The 17,976-nt window shown below is 60.9% G+C and carries 17 protein-coding genes; 11 read left to right on the forward strand and 6 right to left on the reverse strand.

Going from position 1 to position 17,976, the window contains the following annotated elements; all coding sequences use genetic code 11:
* Nucleotides 1-48 precede the first annotated feature (48 nt).
* The 4 genes from AC2CGW_RS08630 (at nt 49) to AC2CGW_RS08645 (ending at nt 3,083) form a co-directional block, all read left to right on the forward strand.
* Nucleotides 49-1,059 (forward strand): ABC transporter substrate-binding protein, encoded by a 1,011-nt coding sequence (locus AC2CGW_RS08630; RefSeq protein WP_484573878.1) that lies wholly within the window; start codon nt 49-51, stop codon nt 1,057-1,059.
* Complete coding sequence (locus AC2CGW_RS08635) at nt 1,056-1,841, forward strand: ABC transporter ATP-binding protein (RefSeq protein ID WP_484573879.1); 786 nt, start codon at nt 1,056-1,058, stop codon at nt 1,839-1,841. The genes AC2CGW_RS08630 and AC2CGW_RS08635 overlap by 4 nt, the downstream gene beginning before the upstream one ends.
* Before the next feature lies 1 nt (nt 1,842).
* Complete coding sequence (locus AC2CGW_RS08640; protein ID WP_186719272.1) at nt 1,843-2,679, forward strand: ABC transporter permease; 837 nt, start codon at nt 1,843-1,845, stop codon at nt 2,677-2,679.
* 116 nt (nt 2,680-2,795) lie between these two features.
* Nucleotides 2,796-3,083, forward strand: coding sequence for a hypothetical protein (locus tag AC2CGW_RS08645; RefSeq protein WP_186664939.1), 288 nt, complete (start codon nt 2,796-2,798; stop codon nt 3,081-3,083).
* 23 nt (nt 3,084-3,106) lie between these two features.
* Here the strand turns inward: AC2CGW_RS08645 and AC2CGW_RS08650 are convergent, their stop codons facing one another.
* Nucleotides 3,107-3,385, reverse strand: a complete 279-nt coding sequence (locus AC2CGW_RS08650) for a DUF1652 domain-containing protein (protein WP_484573880.1) — start codon at nt 3,383-3,385, stop codon at nt 3,107-3,109.
* A gap of 236 nt (nt 3,386-3,621) precedes the next feature.
* Between AC2CGW_RS08650 and AC2CGW_RS08655 the strand changes: the two genes are divergently transcribed.
* Nucleotides 3,622-3,849 (forward strand): DUF6555 family protein, encoded by a 228-nt coding sequence (locus AC2CGW_RS08655; RefSeq protein WP_186665429.1) that lies wholly within the window; start codon nt 3,622-3,624, stop codon nt 3,847-3,849.
* 29 nt (nt 3,850-3,878) lie between these two features.
* Here AC2CGW_RS08655 and AC2CGW_RS08660 read toward each other — a convergent pair whose 3' ends face one another.
* Nucleotides 3,879-4,748, reverse strand: a complete 870-nt coding sequence (locus tag AC2CGW_RS08660) for a pirin family protein (RefSeq protein WP_484573881.1) — start codon at nt 4,746-4,748, stop codon at nt 3,879-3,881.
* 196 nt (nt 4,749-4,944) lie between these two features.
* On the opposite strand from AC2CGW_RS08660, the gene AC2CGW_RS08665 reads away from it, so the two are divergent.
* Both AC2CGW_RS08665 and AC2CGW_RS08670 read left to right on the forward strand, forming a co-directional pair.
* Nucleotides 4,945-6,000: a tetratricopeptide repeat protein gene (locus tag AC2CGW_RS08665; protein WP_186708165.1), complete on the forward strand. Its 1,056-nt coding sequence runs from the start codon at nt 4,945-4,947 to the stop codon at nt 5,998-6,000.
* Nucleotides 6,001-6,100: 100 nt separating this feature from the next.
* Nucleotides 6,101-7,693, forward strand: coding sequence for a response regulator (locus AC2CGW_RS08670; protein ID WP_288376678.1), 1,593 nt, complete (start codon nt 6,101-6,103; stop codon nt 7,691-7,693).
* 6 nt (nt 7,694-7,699) lie between these two features.
* Here AC2CGW_RS08670 and AC2CGW_RS08675 read toward each other — a convergent pair whose 3' ends face one another.
* Nucleotides 7,700-9,769 carry a hybrid sensor histidine kinase/response regulator gene (locus AC2CGW_RS08675; protein ID WP_484573882.1) on the reverse strand — a complete coding sequence of 690 codons (2,070 nt, stop codon included), beginning with the start codon at nt 9,767-9,769 and terminating at the stop codon, nt 7,700-7,702.
* 314 nt (nt 9,770-10,083) lie between these two features.
* Here AC2CGW_RS08675 and AC2CGW_RS08680 point away from each other — a divergent pair, with 314 nt between their 5' ends.
* Complete coding sequence (locus tag AC2CGW_RS08680) at nt 10,084-10,866, forward strand: CSS-motif domain-containing protein (protein WP_484573883.1); 783 nt, start codon at nt 10,084-10,086, stop codon at nt 10,864-10,866.
* A 42-nt stretch (nt 10,867-10,908) separates the two neighbouring features.
* Here the strand turns inward: AC2CGW_RS08680 and hppD are convergent, their stop codons facing one another.
* On the reverse strand, nt 10,909-11,985 hold the full coding sequence (gene hppD / locus AC2CGW_RS08685; RefSeq protein ID WP_186664947.1) for a 4-hydroxyphenylpyruvate dioxygenase: 1,077 nt from the start codon (nt 11,983-11,985) through the stop codon (nt 10,909-10,911).
* A 308-nt stretch (nt 11,986-12,293) separates the two neighbouring features.
* Here hppD and AC2CGW_RS08690 point away from each other — a divergent pair, with 308 nt between their 5' ends.
* The gene (locus AC2CGW_RS08690; RefSeq protein WP_186664948.1) at nt 12,294-13,880 is read left to right on the forward strand and encodes an EAL domain-containing protein; all 1,587 of its coding nucleotides are present in this window, start codon (nt 12,294-12,296) and stop codon (nt 13,878-13,880) included.
* A 33-nt stretch (nt 13,881-13,913) separates the two neighbouring features.
* Nucleotides 13,914-14,801 carry an EamA family transporter RarD gene (rarD, locus tag AC2CGW_RS08695; RefSeq protein WP_186708175.1) on the forward strand — a complete coding sequence of 296 codons (888 nt, stop codon included), beginning with the start codon at nt 13,914-13,916 and terminating at the stop codon, nt 14,799-14,801.
* Here rarD and AC2CGW_RS08700 read toward each other — a convergent pair.
* Nucleotides 14,764-16,335, reverse strand: a complete 1,572-nt coding sequence (locus AC2CGW_RS08700) for a TerC family protein (RefSeq protein ID WP_186664950.1) — start codon at nt 16,333-16,335, stop codon at nt 14,764-14,766. The two genes, rarD and AC2CGW_RS08700, sit on opposite strands and share 38 nt — an antisense overlap.
* A gap of 261 nt (nt 16,336-16,596) precedes the next feature.
* Here AC2CGW_RS08700 and AC2CGW_RS08705 point away from each other — a divergent pair, with 261 nt between their 5' ends.
* On the forward strand, nt 16,597-17,181 hold the full coding sequence (locus AC2CGW_RS08705; RefSeq protein ID WP_186664951.1) for a LysE family translocator: 585 nt from the start codon (nt 16,597-16,599) through the stop codon (nt 17,179-17,181).
* On the opposite strand, the gene AC2CGW_RS08710 is transcribed toward AC2CGW_RS08705, so the two are convergent.
* On the reverse strand, nt 17,178-17,966 hold the full coding sequence (locus AC2CGW_RS08710) for an AraC family transcriptional regulator (RefSeq protein WP_484573884.1): 789 nt from the start codon (nt 17,964-17,966) through the stop codon (nt 17,178-17,180). The two genes, AC2CGW_RS08705 and AC2CGW_RS08710, sit on opposite strands and share 4 nt — an antisense overlap.
* Nucleotides 17,967-17,976 lie beyond the last annotated feature (10 nt).

A 17,976-nucleotide genomic window follows, 5' to 3' on the forward strand; every position in this document is an offset into this window, starting at 1 on the left:
CCAAGCCTTGATGCCCTACCCTGTGAACCTCCACAACAAGGAGGTGCCATGCGCGCATTTGTTTTCAGTTGCTTGATGCTGCTGGTTGCAGCATCCGCCACGGCCAAGAAGCAACCACAGGCTCTGACCCCTGTCCACCTGGGCGTCGGTGGCCAGGCGGTCATTTATAACCTGCCGCTGACAGTCGCACTGGAGCAGGGTTATTTCCGCGATGAAGGCCTCGATGTGAAAGTCATCGACTTCACCGGTGGCGGCAAGGCGGCGCAAGCGCTGGTGGCCGATGCCGTACAGGTGGTCAGCGGTGCCTACGAGCACACCTTGCGTCTGCAGGCTCGCGGCCAGGCACTTCAGGCGTTCGTGCTGGCAAGCGAGACCCCCCAGCTCGCCATGGGCATCTCCTCCAAAACTCTGTCGAATTATCGGTCGATCGCAGACCTGCGAGGCAAGACCATCGGCATCAGTGCGCCCGGCTCCTCAACCCAGATGCTCGCCAACCGCGTGCTGGCACAGGGAGGGCTCAGCCCCGAGGACGTTGCATTTGCCACCGTTGGCACCGGCGCGACAGCCGTGCAGGCGATGCTGAGCGGCAAGATCGACGCACTGGCCAACGCCGAACCCTTGATCAGCCTGCTGGAACAACAACAGGCAATACGCCTGATCGCAGATGCGCGCACGCCAGCCGGCACCGCAGCCCTGTTCGGCGGCCCCATGCCGGCGAACACCCTCTATGCCAAAAGCATCTATATCCAGAACAACCCACAGACCATCCAAGCCCTGACCAATGCCATGCTCAAGGCACTGACCTGGCTACACGACGCCACGGATGCCGAAGTCGCCGAACTGGTGCCAACACCCTACCTGATGGGCGACGCGGCGCTTTATCGCCAGGCGTTTCGAAACATCCAGTCATCCCTCAGCGTAAACGGCCGCTTCCCTGAAGAGGGGGCGCGCAACGCCTTGCAGGCACTGCAGAGTTTCGACCCGATCATGGCCGAACGCCAGATCGACCTCCAGGCAACCTGGACCAATCAATTCGTTGATCAAGCCTTGCAACCATGACATCCACCCTCGCTCTGGAAATGCTCGACGTGGAAGCCCGCCACGATCGCTTGCTGGCATTGGCACGGGTCGATCTCACTGTACGTGAAGGTGAGTTCGTCTGCGTGCTTGGCCCTACCGGTTGCGGCAAATCGACCCTGCTCGACCTCGCCGCAGGGCTCAAACCGGCCCACGGCGGGCAGATCCGCTGCCATGGAAAACCCTTGCTCGGGTTGAACCGCCACGCCTCCTACATGTTTCAACACGATGCGCTGTTGCCGTGGCGCACGGCGCTCGACAATGTGAGCCTCCCCCTGCAACTGCGCGGCTTGGACAAGCGACACGCCAACCAGCAAGCCGTTCAATGGTTGAGGCGGGTCGGGCTGACCGACGTTCCCGATCACTACCCTCATCAATTGTCCGGCGGCATGCGCAAACGTGTTGCCCTAGCCCAGGCGCTGATCCACAACGCTTCGCTGCTGCTCATGGATGAGCCTTTCGCTGCGCTGGATGCGCAAACGCGCCAAGCCATGCAGCAATTGTTGCTCGAATTGTGGGGCGAACGACGCAAATCGGTGCTATTCGTCACCCATGATCTCGACGAAGCCATCACCCTCGCTGACCGCGTCCTGGTATTCAACGCCGGCCCCGCATCCCGGTGCATCGAAGACATTCGAATTCCCCTGCCACGCCCACGCGACACGTTGTCACTACGCAAGGATCCCGAGTCCGCAGCCCTGTACCAGCGTCTCTGGCACGCGCTGGGGCACCTGCCTCCCACCCCCACAAACGACCGAGGCTGACATGTCGTGGACCACCCTCTGGCTACTGCGCGCCGCCCTGCTGCTCGCAATGCTTTCACTCTGGTCGTGGTTGGCTGCCGACGACGATCTGGCGTTCTTTGTCGGTCACCCCCACGCAGTTCTGCAGCAACTCTGGCGCTGGTTGAGCACTGGCAACGGCTCGTTGGAGCTGTACTGGCGGGACCACCTGCTGACTACACTGAATTTTCCCGGCACGCTCTACCCTCACCTGCTGATCACACTGACCGAAACGATACTGGCTTTTTTGCTCGGACTCGCCTCAGGCTTGGCAGTCGGCCTCTGGTTAGGGCTGACCCCCACGCTGGCACGGGTATTGTCACCGTTCATCAAGGCCGCCAATGCGGTCCCCAGGGTGGTGCTGGCGCCCTTGCTGGTGATGTGGTTGGGGCTGGGCATCGCCTCGAAAGTCGCGCTGGGTATCACGCTGGTATTCTTTGCGGTGTTCTTCAATGTCTACCAGGGTGTGCGCGAGGTAAGCCCTGCATTGTTGGCTAACGTGAGACTGCTTGGCGCCAACCGTTGGCAACTGGTTCGTATCGTGTATCTGCCTGCCGCCCTAGGTTGGGTGTTTTCCAGCCTGAACACCGTCATCGGCCTGGCGTTCGTTGGGGTCGTGGTGGGTGAATACCTGGGATCGACTCGCGGAATCGGGTACCTCATCCTGCAAGCCGAGGCCACCTTCGATGTCAACACCGTGTTGGCGGGCATCATCGTTCTCACATGCTGTGCCCTGCTCTTCGATGTCTTGCTCGCCGGCCTGGAACGGCGTCTGTCAGCCTGGCGCCAGCAGCCGGACGATGAACCTGGACGGCGGTAGAAAATACCAATGGAACACCGCCCGGCCGCCGCCCTCAACATGCTTAGGTCCTTCGGAGAATTCCCCATGCAATCACTCTTTGGTGCGTATGATCACCGGACGCGCAGGCAACAGCCATGAAGATGCCCGGCCGCGCGCCCAGCAGTTGCCTGCAGCTCGACTATGTTCGCGACACGCTGTTCGGCCCGGTGGCACAGAGTGTCGAATGTCACGCCCAGCTCGCCGCTCTTGATCTACAAGGGCGTCCCGCGCTGCGCTTGCACATACACCCGCCACTTCCCGACAAGGTTGAACGTGCCCATAGCGTTACCTTCGCGTGGGAGGGACGCCGATATCGGGGGATAGTGCGGGACCGGGGCAAATGCGGCGATGGTGGTTTGAATCTGCTGCTTGAGCTGCAGTGATTCGGTCAACGGCCGGTAGCGCGCTAGAACGCTACCTTCTGCGTAGTCAGTTTGCCGTCAGGGCCATGCCCTGCTCGTTGCCCCTCACGCAACTGCCAGACCAAGGCTACCAGGTCACGACAACTGTTCAGGCTGGCCAGCGGTATTCCGGTCAGCGTGTAACCCTCTTCAAGGCTCTCACCACGCCCCACGCGGATGGTCAGGTTGACGCCATCCGGGCTGCTGACCTCGCAACGATCGGGCAGACAGGCCTGCTCGATCATCTGACGCATCTCCAGCATCGAAACGCCGATCAACGACATGTCATGACCCTCTCTTCAATATTGGCCTGTGATGTAAAAGCCCTATCCACTCTAGCGAGTGAAACCGTTGCACGATGGCCCGTTCAATCGGTTACCTGGGCGATGCGACAAACGGCGGTAAAACTACCGTTCGTCGTGTTCGACGAAGGTGGCGCAAACTTTATCGGCCGTCTCGATTTCACAACATCAAGCCATGGACCGTCGTGTTGCGCGTTGCGCTGAGGAATCGGGTAGCGATGATTGATGCAAAACTTTTCGTGATCGACTATGCGCTGCATGGCCAGCACAAGTCATTCATCATTCGCGCCGAGCGCATGGATAATGCCGAAGCGTGGCACTGGGCGAGCTGCGATGCCGGTGTTGGCAAGATCGGGCGCTATGGCCGAGAGAAGATCAAGAAAGTCAGCAGACCCATGGCCGAGCGCTATGGCATCAGCGAGGTAAGCTGGCGCGCTTCTGGCTGAAGGCTGCGGCTACCCCGCGGGGTGTGCTGTCAGGACGGCACCATCTGCCCAAAACGCCCTGCATGGAAGTCGTCGAATGCTTCGGCAATTTCAGCCTGGGTGTTCATTACGAAGGGGCCATAACCCACGATCGGCTCATCGATCAGCTCGCCACTGAGCAGCAACAGCGTGGCGTCCTCCAATGCAGTGACCCTGGCATGCTCACCCTCGCGCTCCAGCAACACCAGGCTGGCTGGACTGACGTCCTGCTGGTCGTTTACCTGTATCGACCCATGCAGTACGACCAGTGCGGCATTCCGCCCCTCGGCAATCGGTAATTGCAGCGTTGCCCCAGCGTTCATACGCACATCCCACACATCCATGGGCGTGAACGTCCGGGCAGGCCCCCGATGCCCCTGGTAATCACCTGCGATCACCCGCAGGCTGCCGACACCCTCGTCGAGCGCTACCTGTGGAATCTCGGCATCCAGCAGCGTCTGGTACCCCGCCGGGCTGAGTTTGTCACGTGCAGGCAGGTTGACCCACAGTTGCACCATCTCAAGGACGCCACCGCTGCGAGCAAAGGCCGGGGAATGAAATTCCTCATGAATGATGCCATTGGCTGCGGTCATCCACTGCACGTCGCCAGGACCGATCAAGCCACCGGCGCCAGTGGAGTCACGGTGTTCGAGTTCACCCTGATAGACGATGGTCACGGTCTCGAAGCCGCGATGTGGATGCTGGCCAACCCCGCGACGGGCGTCGGTCGGTGTGAATGTATGAGGGCCGGCGTAGTCCAGCATCAGGAACGGGCTGATATGGCGTGCGAGCTGGTCGTAGGTGAAGAGGCTGCGCACGGGGAAACCATCCCCTACCCAATGGGCATGGGGGCTACGGTAAATACCCAGGATCTTTTTCATGAGATATCTCCTCTCTTGGCTGGCGAACATTCTACCGATGAAAACAATCGTGAATTAGGCGGGGAAAATAGCCTTATTCGTCTCATATGCAGGACAGTCTCCCTCTAAACCCCACGACACTAAGGCTTGCCTGGCCCCGTTGCATTTAACCGCCAGCTGCCCCAAGCTCACTCCCTCCTGACCCCCGGTACCGCTAATGCCCAAACGTCGCCGCTATCTGATCGCACTGCTGCTCGTCCTGGCGATCCCGGGGGTGATCGGTTACTTGTGGCGCGACCAGAAACCAGAGCCCTCCAGCCAGCCGCCACAGAGCTATGCCAAGGCGCTGCGCCAGGCCCACGAAGGTCTTCCGGGTGCGGCACGGGTGCTGTACCAACAGTTGCAACGCGATGACCTGCCACCTATCAGGCGTGCTGCGCTCTACGCCGAACTGCCTCACTACCCCTCCCCACAGGCGCTGAAATTGGCCCAGCAGGATCTCGACCATGGTGCCCCCCTGGTACGTCGTGCGGCGATCACCAGCATCCGGCGCCTGCTGCCACCCGCCCAACGCAGCCTGGTCCTCGGCCCTTTGCTGGAGGATGACGACCAGAGCGTACGGTTCGCCGTGGTGGATGCACTACTGGGCCTCGACCCCGATGCCATCGGCCTGTACTTCCGACCGCTGCAGGCAGCCCTTGAGCAATATCAGCAAGCACTCGAACAACAGCCCGACGATGCCGAGGCACAAGTCCACCTGGCGCGCCTGTACCTTCATGAACAGGACTATCCGCAGGCCGAAGCAGCCCTTCAGCGCAGCCTGGCTCTGGCGCCGCAGGATCTGGAGGCGCTGGCAACGCAGGTACGATTGCTGGAACGGCAAGGCCAGCACGACGCCTCCCGCGAGGTGTTGGGCAAAGCCTTGGCCCTGCGCCCTGACTCCGCGTTTCTGCAATATGAGCTGGGTCTCTGGCTCAGCCGCCACGATCAACGGGAATATGCCTTGCTGGCTTTTTCCCGTGCCGTGGAGTTGGAACCGGACAACGCCGACTATCGCTACACGCTGGCCGTCACCCTGCATGACCTTGAGCAAGTCGAAGCAGCGCAGAAGCAACTGGAAACCCTGCTCGATCGCCAGCCCGCCAATCGCCGTGCACGGGTGTTGCTGATTCGCTACTGGAAGGAAACTGGCCAATTGCAGAACGTACAAGTCTTGCTGGCCGAACTTGAGCGACAGAATCCAGACGACCCCTATTTGCAACAAGGTTTGTAGAACTCGCTTGAACCCTGACAGAACCCTGGTGGTCCAGTGGGTAGTAGCTCGCTGAATGCTCGGCTATTTCCGGCCGGGCGACTGCCATGGGAGATTTGTCTTGTCCGGCTCGTTGTCGTTGGACGAACGCACCCTCATCCTCGCACCCGAGCAGGTTGCAGCGACCGCTGCCAAACTGTTGTCTGGAAGCGGTATCGCGTGCCTGTGCACAGGCGACAAGGACCGTTTCGGCCTATGGCTGGCCGAGGGTGTCGCCGTGGTAATCGTCGACCTGCAGACCTTGACCGATGACCCGCAGTCGCCCCTGCACCGGTTCATCGATGAGCAACCGGAGTGGTCAGATCTGCCGGTATTGCTGCTGAACACCCACGCGACGACCGACAATGGTTCGATGCCTCAACGGTTGGGCAACCTGTCGCACCTGAGCTACCCCTTCGATGAACAACAACTGCTGGGTGCGGCGAACCAGGCCCTGCGCGCTCGACGTCGTCAGTACATGGCGCGCAATGCGCTGAGCGCGCTGCGCGAGCGCCTGGACAGTCAACAGGCTGACGGCCAGGCCCGGCACCAGACACGCAAGATGGAAGCTATCGGTCAGTTGGCAGGCGGCGTTGCCCATGACTTCAATAACCTGCTGACCAGCATTGGTGGCAGCTTTGAATTGATCGACAGGCGTCTGCAGCAAGGGCGTACCGAAGGGCTCGACAAAGTCCTGCGCATGGGCCAGGACGCCGTAGCCCGCGCAGCAATGCTGACCCACAGGCTACTGGCTTTTTCTTCCCGTCAATCGCTGCAGAGCCAAGCAGTGGACCTGCATGCCTTGCTGCAGCCTGCACGGCTGCAGGCGACACTGGGCAACTCGGTGAAACTATCCTTGCGCATGGCGGACGCACTCTGGCCAGTCCAGGCAGACGACAAGCAGTTGCGCGAATCGTTGGACAACCTGCTGGTCAACGCCCGTGAAGCCATGCCCAGTGGTGGGCATTTGTCCATCGAAGCCCGCAATCAGCATATCGACGCGGAACAGTTTGAGGGCGCAGGCCTGAGCAGTGGTGACTACCTGCAACTGACCTTCAGCGACACTGGCCAGGGCATGTCACACGCCACCCTGGAACATGCCTTCGAACCCTTTTTCAGTACCAAGCCTGTGGGCCAGGGCATAGGCCTGGGCTTGTCGATGGTCTACGGATTCAGCAAGCAGTCCCACGGCCATGTCACGATGGAAAGCCAGATTGGCCAGGGCACACGGGTCGATCTCTACCTGCCACGCTGCCTGAGCACCCCACCGCAGGCCTTGGAAGTTGCAAGCACGCCCATCGCAGGAAGCTGCCGCGAGGTGCTGATCGTGGAGGACGACCGCGAAGTGCGCGAGCTGCTCTGCCAAGCGCTGCGCGATGACGGTTTTCCATGCCAGAGCGCCTGCGACGCTACGCAGGCGCTGAATCTTTTGCGCTCTTCACAGCCCATTGCGCTGCTTATCAGCGATGTCGGGCTGCCAGGCATGAATGGCCGACAGCTGGCCGAGATTGCCCGCGCACTACGCCCGAGCCTGCCGGTCCTGTTCATTACCGGCTACGCGGAAACGGCCATGTCCCGCGAGGGCTTCCTCGACCCAGGCATGCAATTGATCTGCAAACCCTTCGAGTTGCACCAACTGAGCCAGCGCGTAGCGCAGATGCTCGGCGAGGCATGATCGCCGTCACGGCTCAAGCATCCGCTGAACCTGGACCGCGAGGCTCTCGAGCGAGAATGGCTTGAGCATCAGTGCTGTTCCCGGCTGGTCGAGAAGGCTGCGCTCGATGGGCTGCGCGGTATAGCCGGTAATGAACAGGATTTTCTGCAGGGGTTTGGCCTGGCGAATCGTCTTGCCCACCTGGCGTCCGCTCATACCACCCGGCAACCCGATATCCGTGATCACCAGATCGAAGAGACCACCCTCACGATAGCGCTCCAATGCCATACCGGCATCGCCGGCTTCGGTGACGTCAAAGCCATGTTCTACCAGCACCTCCTTCATCAAGGCCCGCAAATTGACCTCGTCATCGACCAACAGTATTCGCTCACTCCTGCCACGCTTCAACACAGGCACCTCCACCCCTTCACTGACCACCGGCAACTCGCCTGGGTGGCGCGGGAACAGAAGGGTAACCTGGGTGCCTTTCCCTGGAATCGACTGGATCCACACATAGCCCCCAGACTGGCGGGCAAACCCATAGATCATCGGCAGCCCGAGCCCGGCGCCACGACCTTTGGGCTTTGTAGTGAAGAACGGCTCGAACGCACGGCTTACCACGTCTGCGGGCATACCCTGCCCCTCGTCTTCGACATGAATGGCGACATAATCCCCATCTGGGATGCTTTCACCGTGCTTATCCCCATTCACAAATCGTTCGTTGGCCGTCCGGATGGTCAGGCGACCCCGTTCAACGACCGCATCCTGGGCATTGCTGCACAGATTGAGAATCGCGACTTCCAACTGCCCAGGATCCACCTGCACTGGCCAGGGCGCGAGATCCAGTTGCCAGTTCAGTACGAACTCGGGCCCGAGTGCCTGATGAATCAATGGTTCAAGGCCGCGCAACAGGCTATTCACATCGAGTAGACGCGGCTGCAGTGGCTGGCTGCTGGAAATTGCCAATAGCCGATGGGTCAACGCCATCGCACGCTGTACCGAATCCCGCGCCACATGCACGTACTCGTCGATGCGCTCCAGGCGCCCCTGGCCCAAGCGGCGCTGGAGCAACTCCAGGCTACCGCCAATGCCCGCCAACAAGTTATTCATCTCGTGCGCCATGCCGCCTGCCAATTGGCCAACGGTTTCCATTCGTTGACTATCGCGCAGCAGGTTCTCGGCCTCGCGCAAGATCGTCGTGCGCTCTTCGGTAATATCCCGCCCTACCGCAATCAGTACATCACCCTCGGGCCGCGCACTCCAACTCATCCAGCGGTAGTACCCATCCTTGTGCCTGAGCCGCGATTCCACCTGTTCGACGACCTCGCCAAGCAGCAGCTCATTGATCGCCAGCCGGACCTCCGCACGATCAGCGGGATGGACAAAATCGACGACCGTGATCGCGCTCAATGACTGCTGGTCCCATCCCAACACGCGACGCCACGCGTCGTTCGCGGCCAGCAGTTCAAGATCGCGGCTGACGATGATCATCGCATCCCGTGAAAAGCGCCAGAGATAGTCGCTATTGGGCAGATGACATCCGATCTGTTGCTGGAAGCCCTGCGCCAGTTCACGCCACTGGCGGATTTGCTCCACGCTGGCGGTGGTATTGATCGCTGTGTGCAAAATCCCGGCGACCACGCCTTGCTCATCATGCAGGGGGGCGTAGCCGAACGCGAACCAGGCATAGTCATCATTCTCCCGATAACGCACCTGGAGGGGGGATTCGTCGACAAAGCTCGCGCGCCCGTCCAGTGCCTGGAACACCCATGGGCCAATGCGTTCCCATTCGACCTGCCACAGCTGATCGAAGCGCACGCCCACCTGGGACTGGTCGTCAGCCAGCAATGCCAGGTAGTTCTGGCTGGGAATCAGGGTCAGCTCCTTACCCCAGGCCAGCGCACAGGGAAACGGCGACAACAGCATGATATCCACCGCGATGCGCAGCGAGGGAGGCCATTGCGATAGTGCCCCCAACGGTGTGCTGCCCCAGTCGAAGCGGAGAATATGCTCAGCGCGCACCTCGACCGAAGACGACGGAGGAACCAGATGAATGACTTGTGTGGCGCTCCTTTGCGCCTGTTCGTCAGCAGCCAAGAACAATGCTCCTGGCAGACAGGGTTTCCGAATCCATGGCAACTCCTGAAGATCATGAAGTATCTGAAGGCTAGCACATCGCTATATAGGCCGCCCCGAACACGATTCTGCTGATCAGTCTGCGCTTGTACCTGTCATCAGGTCTGTTTCACAAGCGCTGGTCACTGACCAAGTGGTCTAGCGACTACATCAGGCGTAATCAATCGCACAGATAAGAGATGGTTTGTGCCTATCCGTTCACGACATGACTTACAGCGCCACCAAGGGGCCCAGAGCAAGCTTCTCCCTACATCAAAGCGATAGGGAGAAGTTCGATGAGCATATCCAGGCATCTGAGCCACCGCATGACAAATCTCATGGTCTCCATGCTGATCGGCACAGCCCCTGTGATCTCGGGTTTGGTGGTCATGGACTACCAATTGAACAAACAGCTCGAGGAAAACGCGAAGGTATCCATCGAAGAAGCCGTGTTCGCTATCGATCGTGTCTTCGATAGCCTGCATCGCGCGGCACTGCACGCGCAGCCGCTGGGCACCCGGCCATGCAAGGAGGTTCAACAGGAACTGGAAAGCCAGGCCAGACGCAACCCGCGGGTTCACTCGTTGGTGCTGACCCGCAACGATGCCGGGTTTTGCAGCAGCCTGGGCACAAAACCCTTGCACACGCCTCGCTTCGCGAAGGGCGAATACCTGCGACTCAACATGAATTCACCGACCATCCCCAATGGTGTACTCGTGGAGTACCGCTTGGTCGCCGACACCCATGCGGTAATCGCCAGCACCTACGGGCTTGAACTGCGTAACGAACTGCGCGGCTTCAAGGACGGGCTTGTATTGCTGCTGGAGTTTGGCGGCCTCTACCTCTGGGCCGAAGGTGACAGCCGTGACGCAGGACGCCCCTCGCTGTCGGAGTTCCCCCAGAACGGGGTCTCGGAAAAGTACGGTTACGTGATCAGAGCAGGTTACCCCGCCGGTTTTACCGCTCGTGAGGCACGACAGGTCAAGACAAATATCATGCCGTCCCTTGTGCTCATCGGCCTGTTCACCTCGGTGCTCGTACTCTGGAGCCTCTTGCGTAACCGGAACCCAGTCAAATAAGGCGTTGCCGGTCATTGACCGGTAACGCCCTGTTCTCAAGGCTTATTCGACGTTCAGCACACCGCGCCGGACCTGGTCGCGCTCGATGGACTCGAATAGAGCCTTGAAATTACCTTCGCCAAAGCCATCGTCACCTTTGCGCTGGATGAATTCGAAGAACACCGGCCCCAGCAGGGTCTCCGAGAAGATCTGCAACAACAGGCGCTTGTCGCCTGGCGCGGACGCACCATCGAGCAGAATACCCCGAGCCTGCAACTGGTCGACCGGCTCGCCGTGCCCCGGCAGGCGCTCTTCGAGCATCTCGTAGTAAGTTTGTGGCGGCGGGGTCATGAAGCGTGTGCCGATGGCCTTCAGGGCATCCCAGGTCTTGAGCAGGTCGTCGGTGAGGAAGGCTACGTGCTGAATGCCTTCGCCGTTGAACTGCATCAGGAACTCTTCGATCTGGCCCGATCCCTTCGACGATTCCTCGTTCAGCGGAATACGGATCATGCCGTCCGGCGCAGTCATGGCACGTGAGGTCAACCCGGTGTACTCGCCCTTGATGTCGAAGTAGCGGATCTCGCGGAAGTTGAACAGCTTCTCGTAGAAGCCAGCCCAATAGCTCATTCGCCCGCGGTAGACGTTGTGCGTGAGGTGATCGATAATCTTCAGCCCCGCGCCTGCCGGATTGCGGTCGATGCCTTCGATAAAGTTGAAGTCGATGTCATAGATCGAGCTGCCTTCCTCGAAGCGGTCGATCAGGTACAGCGGCGCACCGCCGATACCCTTGATCGCTGGCAGCCGCAGCTCCATCGGGCCGGTTTCGATTTCCACCGGCTGGGCCCCCAGCTCCAGTGCACGGGCATAGGCTTCATGCGCATTGCGCACGCGGAATGCCATGCCGCAGACGGACGGGCCATGCTCGGCAGCAAAGTACGAAGCGATGCTCTTGGGTTCGTTGTTCAGGATCAGGTTGATGCCACCCTGGCGATAAAGGTGGACATCCTTGGAGCGGTGAGTCGCCACCTTGGTGAAGCCCAGTGCCTGGAATACCGGCTCCAGCACGCCAGGCGTGGGCGAAGCGAACTCGATGAACTCAAAGCCCATCAGGCCCATCGGGTTGTCGAAGATATCAGCCATGTTCGTGTCCTCATCTACAGCAGAAAAAACGGTGTCAAACGCTTGGGATGTCGGACAGACAAGGTGGTGAGCAGGGAATACCCCTCACGCTGCGGGAGAGAAAATCGCCAAAGAGCAGCTTGAACCCGTGATATGCCATATGAACCTGGTCTCGGCTGGGTCGGCCTCCCAGGAGGGGAAGACCTTATTCTTGTATTCGTAAACTGATTCTACAGGGCGTAATTTCCTTTGTCGCGCTTTAGTTCGGCAATGTGCCGAAGGTCCGAGCTATCCTTGTGCTACCACCAGCCATTCAAGTCTAGACCCGCATGCCTCTTACGGTTAAACGCTCTGCCCGCTGGAGCTGGCGCAGCCTGCTGCCCTGGGCCGTCGGCGCACTGCCAATGCTGTGCGGCCTGGCGATCATGCACTGGCAGATCGAACGCGACCTGCGAGAGAACAGCCAGGCTACCGTGCAGCAGGTCGTCAGCCACATGGAGCGTATCCTGGGCGGGCTCTCCACGGCAGCACAAGCACTGTTGCCTCTGGCTGGACGCCCTTGTAGCGAAGTCACACTGGCCCTGCGCGAGCAAGTGACACGCAATGCGTTCGTGCGCTCAACCAACCTGTTCGACCACGACACCCTGTACTGCTCCTCGCTGTTCGGCGATTACGACGAACCGGTCAACACCCTCGACTACACTGAGGGCCAGCTATGGCTGATGGATGGCAACTCGGTCACGCCGGGCCATCCGCTGTTGGTGTATCGCACCGGTCAAGAGGGCCGCGGCGCCATCGTAACGCTCGACGGCGACCACCTGCTGACGGCCCTGCGCCTGATCGCCGATGACGAAACCCTGCAGATTCAGATCGGCAAGCATTGGTTGAGCGCCGATGGCCTGGTCCATACCGGCGTCCCCCCAACAGCCCCCAGCGCACCAGTCTCTCAACATTCGGTGCGCTACCCGTTCAGCGTCCATGGAGGCTACGGCCCGGACAAACCGATGGAAGTGCTGCGTAGCCAGTACCCGGCGCTGCTCAGTCTTCTATTGGTCATCGGTGTACTTATCGGTCTGGCCTGTCGCTGGCAACTGCGACGCGCCTCGTCGTCAAGGGCCGAGTTGAACCGGGCGCTGGAGGCGAACGAGTTCATCCCATACTTTCAGCCGGTGGTGCGCAAGGGTGACTACCGCTGGGCCGGTGCCGAAGTGTTGATGCGCTGGCAACATCCGCACGAAGGATTGGTACGCCCCGATCTGTTCATCCCCTACGCCGAACACAGTGGGCAGATCGTGCCCATGACCCGTGCCCTGATGCTGCTTACCGCCCAAGGCCTGGCGCCCTATTCGGCGCTGATGGAGGACGGCTTCCACATTGGCATCAACATCACCGCCGACCACTGTCGCGACCTGCGACTGCTTGACGATTGCCGCACCTTTCTCCAGCATTTTCCACCTGGCCGGGTGGTCCTGACCCTGGAGCTGACCGAGCGCAAATTGATCGAAGCGACGCCCATCACCTTGGAGCTGTTCGAAAAGCTCCACCAGATGGGCGTGATGATTGCCCTGGACGACTTCGGCACCGGCCAGTCCAGCCTCAACTACCTGCGCCAGTTCAAGATCGACTACCTGAAGATCGACCAGAGTTTCGTCGCCATGATCGGCAGCGATGCGCTGTCGCAGCACATCCTCGACACCATCATCGAACTGTCGACCAAGCTGGGGCTCGGCATGGTCGCCGAGGGCGTGGAAACCGACGTTCAGCGTGATTACCTGGCGCGCCACCAGGTGGACTTCCAACAGGGCTACCTGTATGCCCGGCCAATGCCGCTGGAAGAATTCCTGAAGGCGCTCGCTGCACAGCCCGCCAGCTTGCGGTTGCCCCAGGGCGTGCCCCCTGAGATCATGCCCGGCTGATTCGTCCGCTCACCTTCTGCAACCGAGGCTTTCGTGTCAAAAGGCATCATCTCGTCTGTCATGGCATCCTGTCTGTTCGCCGTGATGTACTTCTATACCTCCATGCTCGCGCCGCTCGACGGCGAGGAGATCTTCGGCTGGCGCACCCTGCTGACCCTGCCATGCCTTACCCTGTTCATGCTGCTCAGCAAGGATTGGAGGCATGTCGGCGAACTGTTGGCACGTGTTCGCCAGGCCCCTCGTCTGTTCCTGGGCATGGTCGGCACGTCTTGGCTGCTGGGAGTCCAGTTGTGGCTGTTCCTCTGGGCGCCGCTGCACGGGCGTAGCCTGGAGGTGTCGATGGGGTATTTCCTGCTGCCGCTGGCCATGGTCCTGACCGGCAGGGTGGCTTATGGCGAGCGCCTCTCACGCCTGCAGAAGCTGGCAGTAGGCTGCGCGGCACTTGGCGTCGGTCACGAGCTCTACCAGCATGGCAGTTTCGCCTGGGAGACCTTGGTGGTGGTGATCGGCTACCCGATCTATTTCGTGCTGCGCCGACGCTGCCGCACCGACCACCTGGGTGGCTTGTGGTGCGACATGTGCCTGCTGCTGCCATGGGCCTTGTACTTCGTGATCCAGGGCCCGCTGTCGAGCGCCGACCTGGCTGCACATCCAGGCCTGTATGGCCTGATCCCACTGCTGGGCGCGATCAGCGCTTCGGCGCTGATCGTCTACGTGCTCGCCAGTCGCCTGCTGCCATTCGGCCTGTTCGGCTTGCTCAGCTACGTCGAACCGGTGCTGCTGGTCGGCGTAGCCTTGCTCCTGGGCGAGAGCATCGCGCCTGACCAGTGGCTGACCTACCTGCCGATCTGGGCTGCGGTGCTGGTACTGGTGCTCGAAGGCATCAAGCACCTGCTGCGTCAGCGACGTCGCTCGGTGTAAGACGCACCTGGCGTACCCGGCGCTCCTCCACTGCCACTACCGTCATGGTCCAACCGTTCCAGGCCAGTCGATCGCCCACCACCGGCAGACGATCGAGCAGGCTCATCACCAGGCCGGCCAGGGTCTGGTAATCCTCGGTGGCGCGGGCGACAAAGCCGGTGCGCGCCTGGACCTGGCTCAGGTTCAGAGCACCACTGACCACGAAACCGCCCGCCTCCTCGACGATCCCCGGCCCTTCCACCTCACTGGCGTCCGGCAATTCGCCAGCGATGGACTCGAGGATATCGGTCATGGTCAGCACGCCGGTGAAGTCACCAAATTCGTTGACCACGAAGGCGATGTGAGTGGACTGACCACGCATCTGCTCCAACGCGTTGAGAATACTGAAACTCTCCAGCAGGTTCAGCGGCGTACGCACCATGCTTTCAAGGTCTGGCTGGTTGCCCGAGAGCAACTCCTTGAGCAACTCCTTCTTGTGCACGAAGCCCAGCGGCTCATCGATACGACCGTCACGAATCAGGGGCAGTCGCGAGTAGGGCGAGTTGACCAAGGCCTGGGTAATGACCTCATCCGGCAGAGCCAGATCAATCGCATCCACCTCGGCACGCACGGTCATCACGGTGCGGATCGGTCGCTCGGCCAGGTTCAGCACACCGCTGATCATCACCCGCTCACGGCGGTCGAACAGCACCTGTTCGTCCCCCCCTTCGACCAGGTCGGCGATTTCCTCGCCCACCTCGTCAGCCTCCATCCGTCGACCACCCAGCAAACGCAGCACCGCATGGGCCGTGCGCTCACGCAGCGGCTTGTGCTGTTGCAGGCTGCGTTTGCGGCGGGCCCTTGCCACCTGGTTGAACAGCTCGATCAGGATCGAGAAACCGATCGCCGCATACAGATAGCCTTTGGGGATATGGAAGCCCAGGCCTTCGGCAGTCAGGCTGAAACCGATCATCATCAGGAAGCCCAGGCACAGCATGATCACCGTCGGGTGGGCGTTGACGAAACGGGTCAGCGGCTTGCTGGCAACGATCATGATGCCGATGGAGAAGATCACTGCGATCATCATCACCGAGAGCTGCTCGACCATGCCCACGGCCGTGATTACCGCATCCAGCGAGAACACCGCATCGAGTACGACGATCTGCGCGACGATCGGCCAGAAGGCAGCGTGACGCACAACACCGGTACTCTGGGCCACATGCCCTTCCAGACGCTCGTGCAACTCCATGGTGGCCTTGAACAACAGGAACACACCACCGAACAGCATGATCAGGTCACGGCCAGAGAAGCTCTTGCCCCAGACCTCGAACAGCGGCGCGGTCAGCGTCACCATCCACGAGATGGAGGCAAGCAGGCCCAGGCGCATCAGCAAGGCCAAGGTCAGGCCGATCACCCGGGCACGGTCGCGCTGATGCGGCGGCAACTTGTCGGCGAGGATGGCGATGAACACCAGATTGTCGATACCCAGCACCAGCTCAAGGACGATAAGCGTCAGCAGGCCTAGCCAGGCTGTAGGGTCAGCTAGCCATTCCATTAGCGGGTACTCTCGGGAGAGACGTCACGAAGACGCGGAAAGGATGGCCAGGACGGCCGAGGACTAGGGGGCTCCGCGAAGGTGCTCATAGATACCTTGATAGAAATTTGGGAAGGTGATCCTACAATCGAAGCAGGTTTTTCTGACAGTGTGAAACTATTACAAAAGCTGTAACAGCGTCGATTGAGCACTTTCGTTCAATACCAGAACCTCAAGGGTGACACAGGATGCTGACCTCATTCGACACCAAGGAAGCCCTTCATGAGCCTGTCCCTGTCCATGGCCGCCTTCGCCCTCGCGGCCTCGATTTCTCCTGGCCCTGTGAATATCGTCGCCCTCGGCAGCGGTGCACGTCACGGGCTGCGCGCCAGCCTGGGCCATGCCGCAGGCGCCAGCGTGGGATTCTGCCTGCTGCTGGTACTGATCGGCCTGGGGCTGCATGAAGTGCTGCTGCGCTGGCCAGTGCTAAGTCGCCTGCTGCACTGGGGTGGGGTGCTGTTCCTGTTGTACATGGCCTGGAAACTGTCCAGCGACAACGGCCAGCTGAACGCCGGTCATCAGGCGCAGGCGCCGTCGTTCTGGCACGGCGCTGTGATGCAGTGGCTCAATCCCAAGGCCTGGCTGGCTTCAGTGGCCGGGATCGGCGCCTACACTGGCGGCGATCACCAACTGCTGTGGCTGTTCACCTGGCTGTATGCGCCCATCTGCTTCGTCTCGGTGGCCAGTTGGGCCTGGGCTGGCAGCGTGATCAGTCAGTACCTGGGCAACCCGCGCCACATGCGTCTGTTCAATCGCGGATTGGCGGTATTGCTGGTCGCCAGTGCGCTGTACCTGGTGCTGGGTTAACGCGCACTACCGCCGCTGCGGTAATGCCCCGGCGTGGCCGCCAGATGCTGCTTGAAGGCACGCTGCAGGTGCGCCTGATCGGCAAAACCCGCCTCCAGCGCCACCTCGGCGATCCCGCGTCCGCGGCGCAACTGCGCCCGGGCGTGCTGTACCCGCTGATCGACCAGATACCCATGGGGCGTCAAGCCGAAGCGTCGGCGGAACGCGCGAATCAGATAAGCCCGCGACAACCCCGCGGCGGCGCAAATATCGTCGAGGCTCAAAGGGTCGAGGCGATGGGCACGAATGAAGGCCGCTGCCGTCTCCAGACGCGGATGTGCCTGGGAATGCGCGTCTGGCGCCGCTTCGAGGTATCCCGGCAGCGCCTTGAAGAACGCCGTCAGCATCACCTCGCTGGCGTCCGTGTCGCCATCGAACAGTCCAGCAAAGAGTTGCAACAGTCGCGCATAGAGCGCTGGCGACTCGCTGTAGGTGGCCTGAGGCAGGACGAAGCCCTGCGCCTCCAGCCAGGGCAGGTCGACGTACAACATCAGATACGACCAGACCCCTCCCTCAATCGGATTGCACGCATGTACCACGCCAGGGTTCATCAGCACCGTGGCCCCGGCCGCAATCTCGCGCCAGGTATCACCGGACAGGTAGCTGCTGCGCCCGCCCGTGACCACGCCAATGGAAAAACCTTCATGCGAATGCGGGCCATAACACACCTGGCGCCCATCACCCACCCGCCGCGCCTCGACGAAGGGCAGCGCTGGATCGCGCCAGAACCGCGACACTTCGATCATCGTCCGCGCC

The organism is Pseudomonas sp. SYWMCR5, from assembly GCF_057197165.1.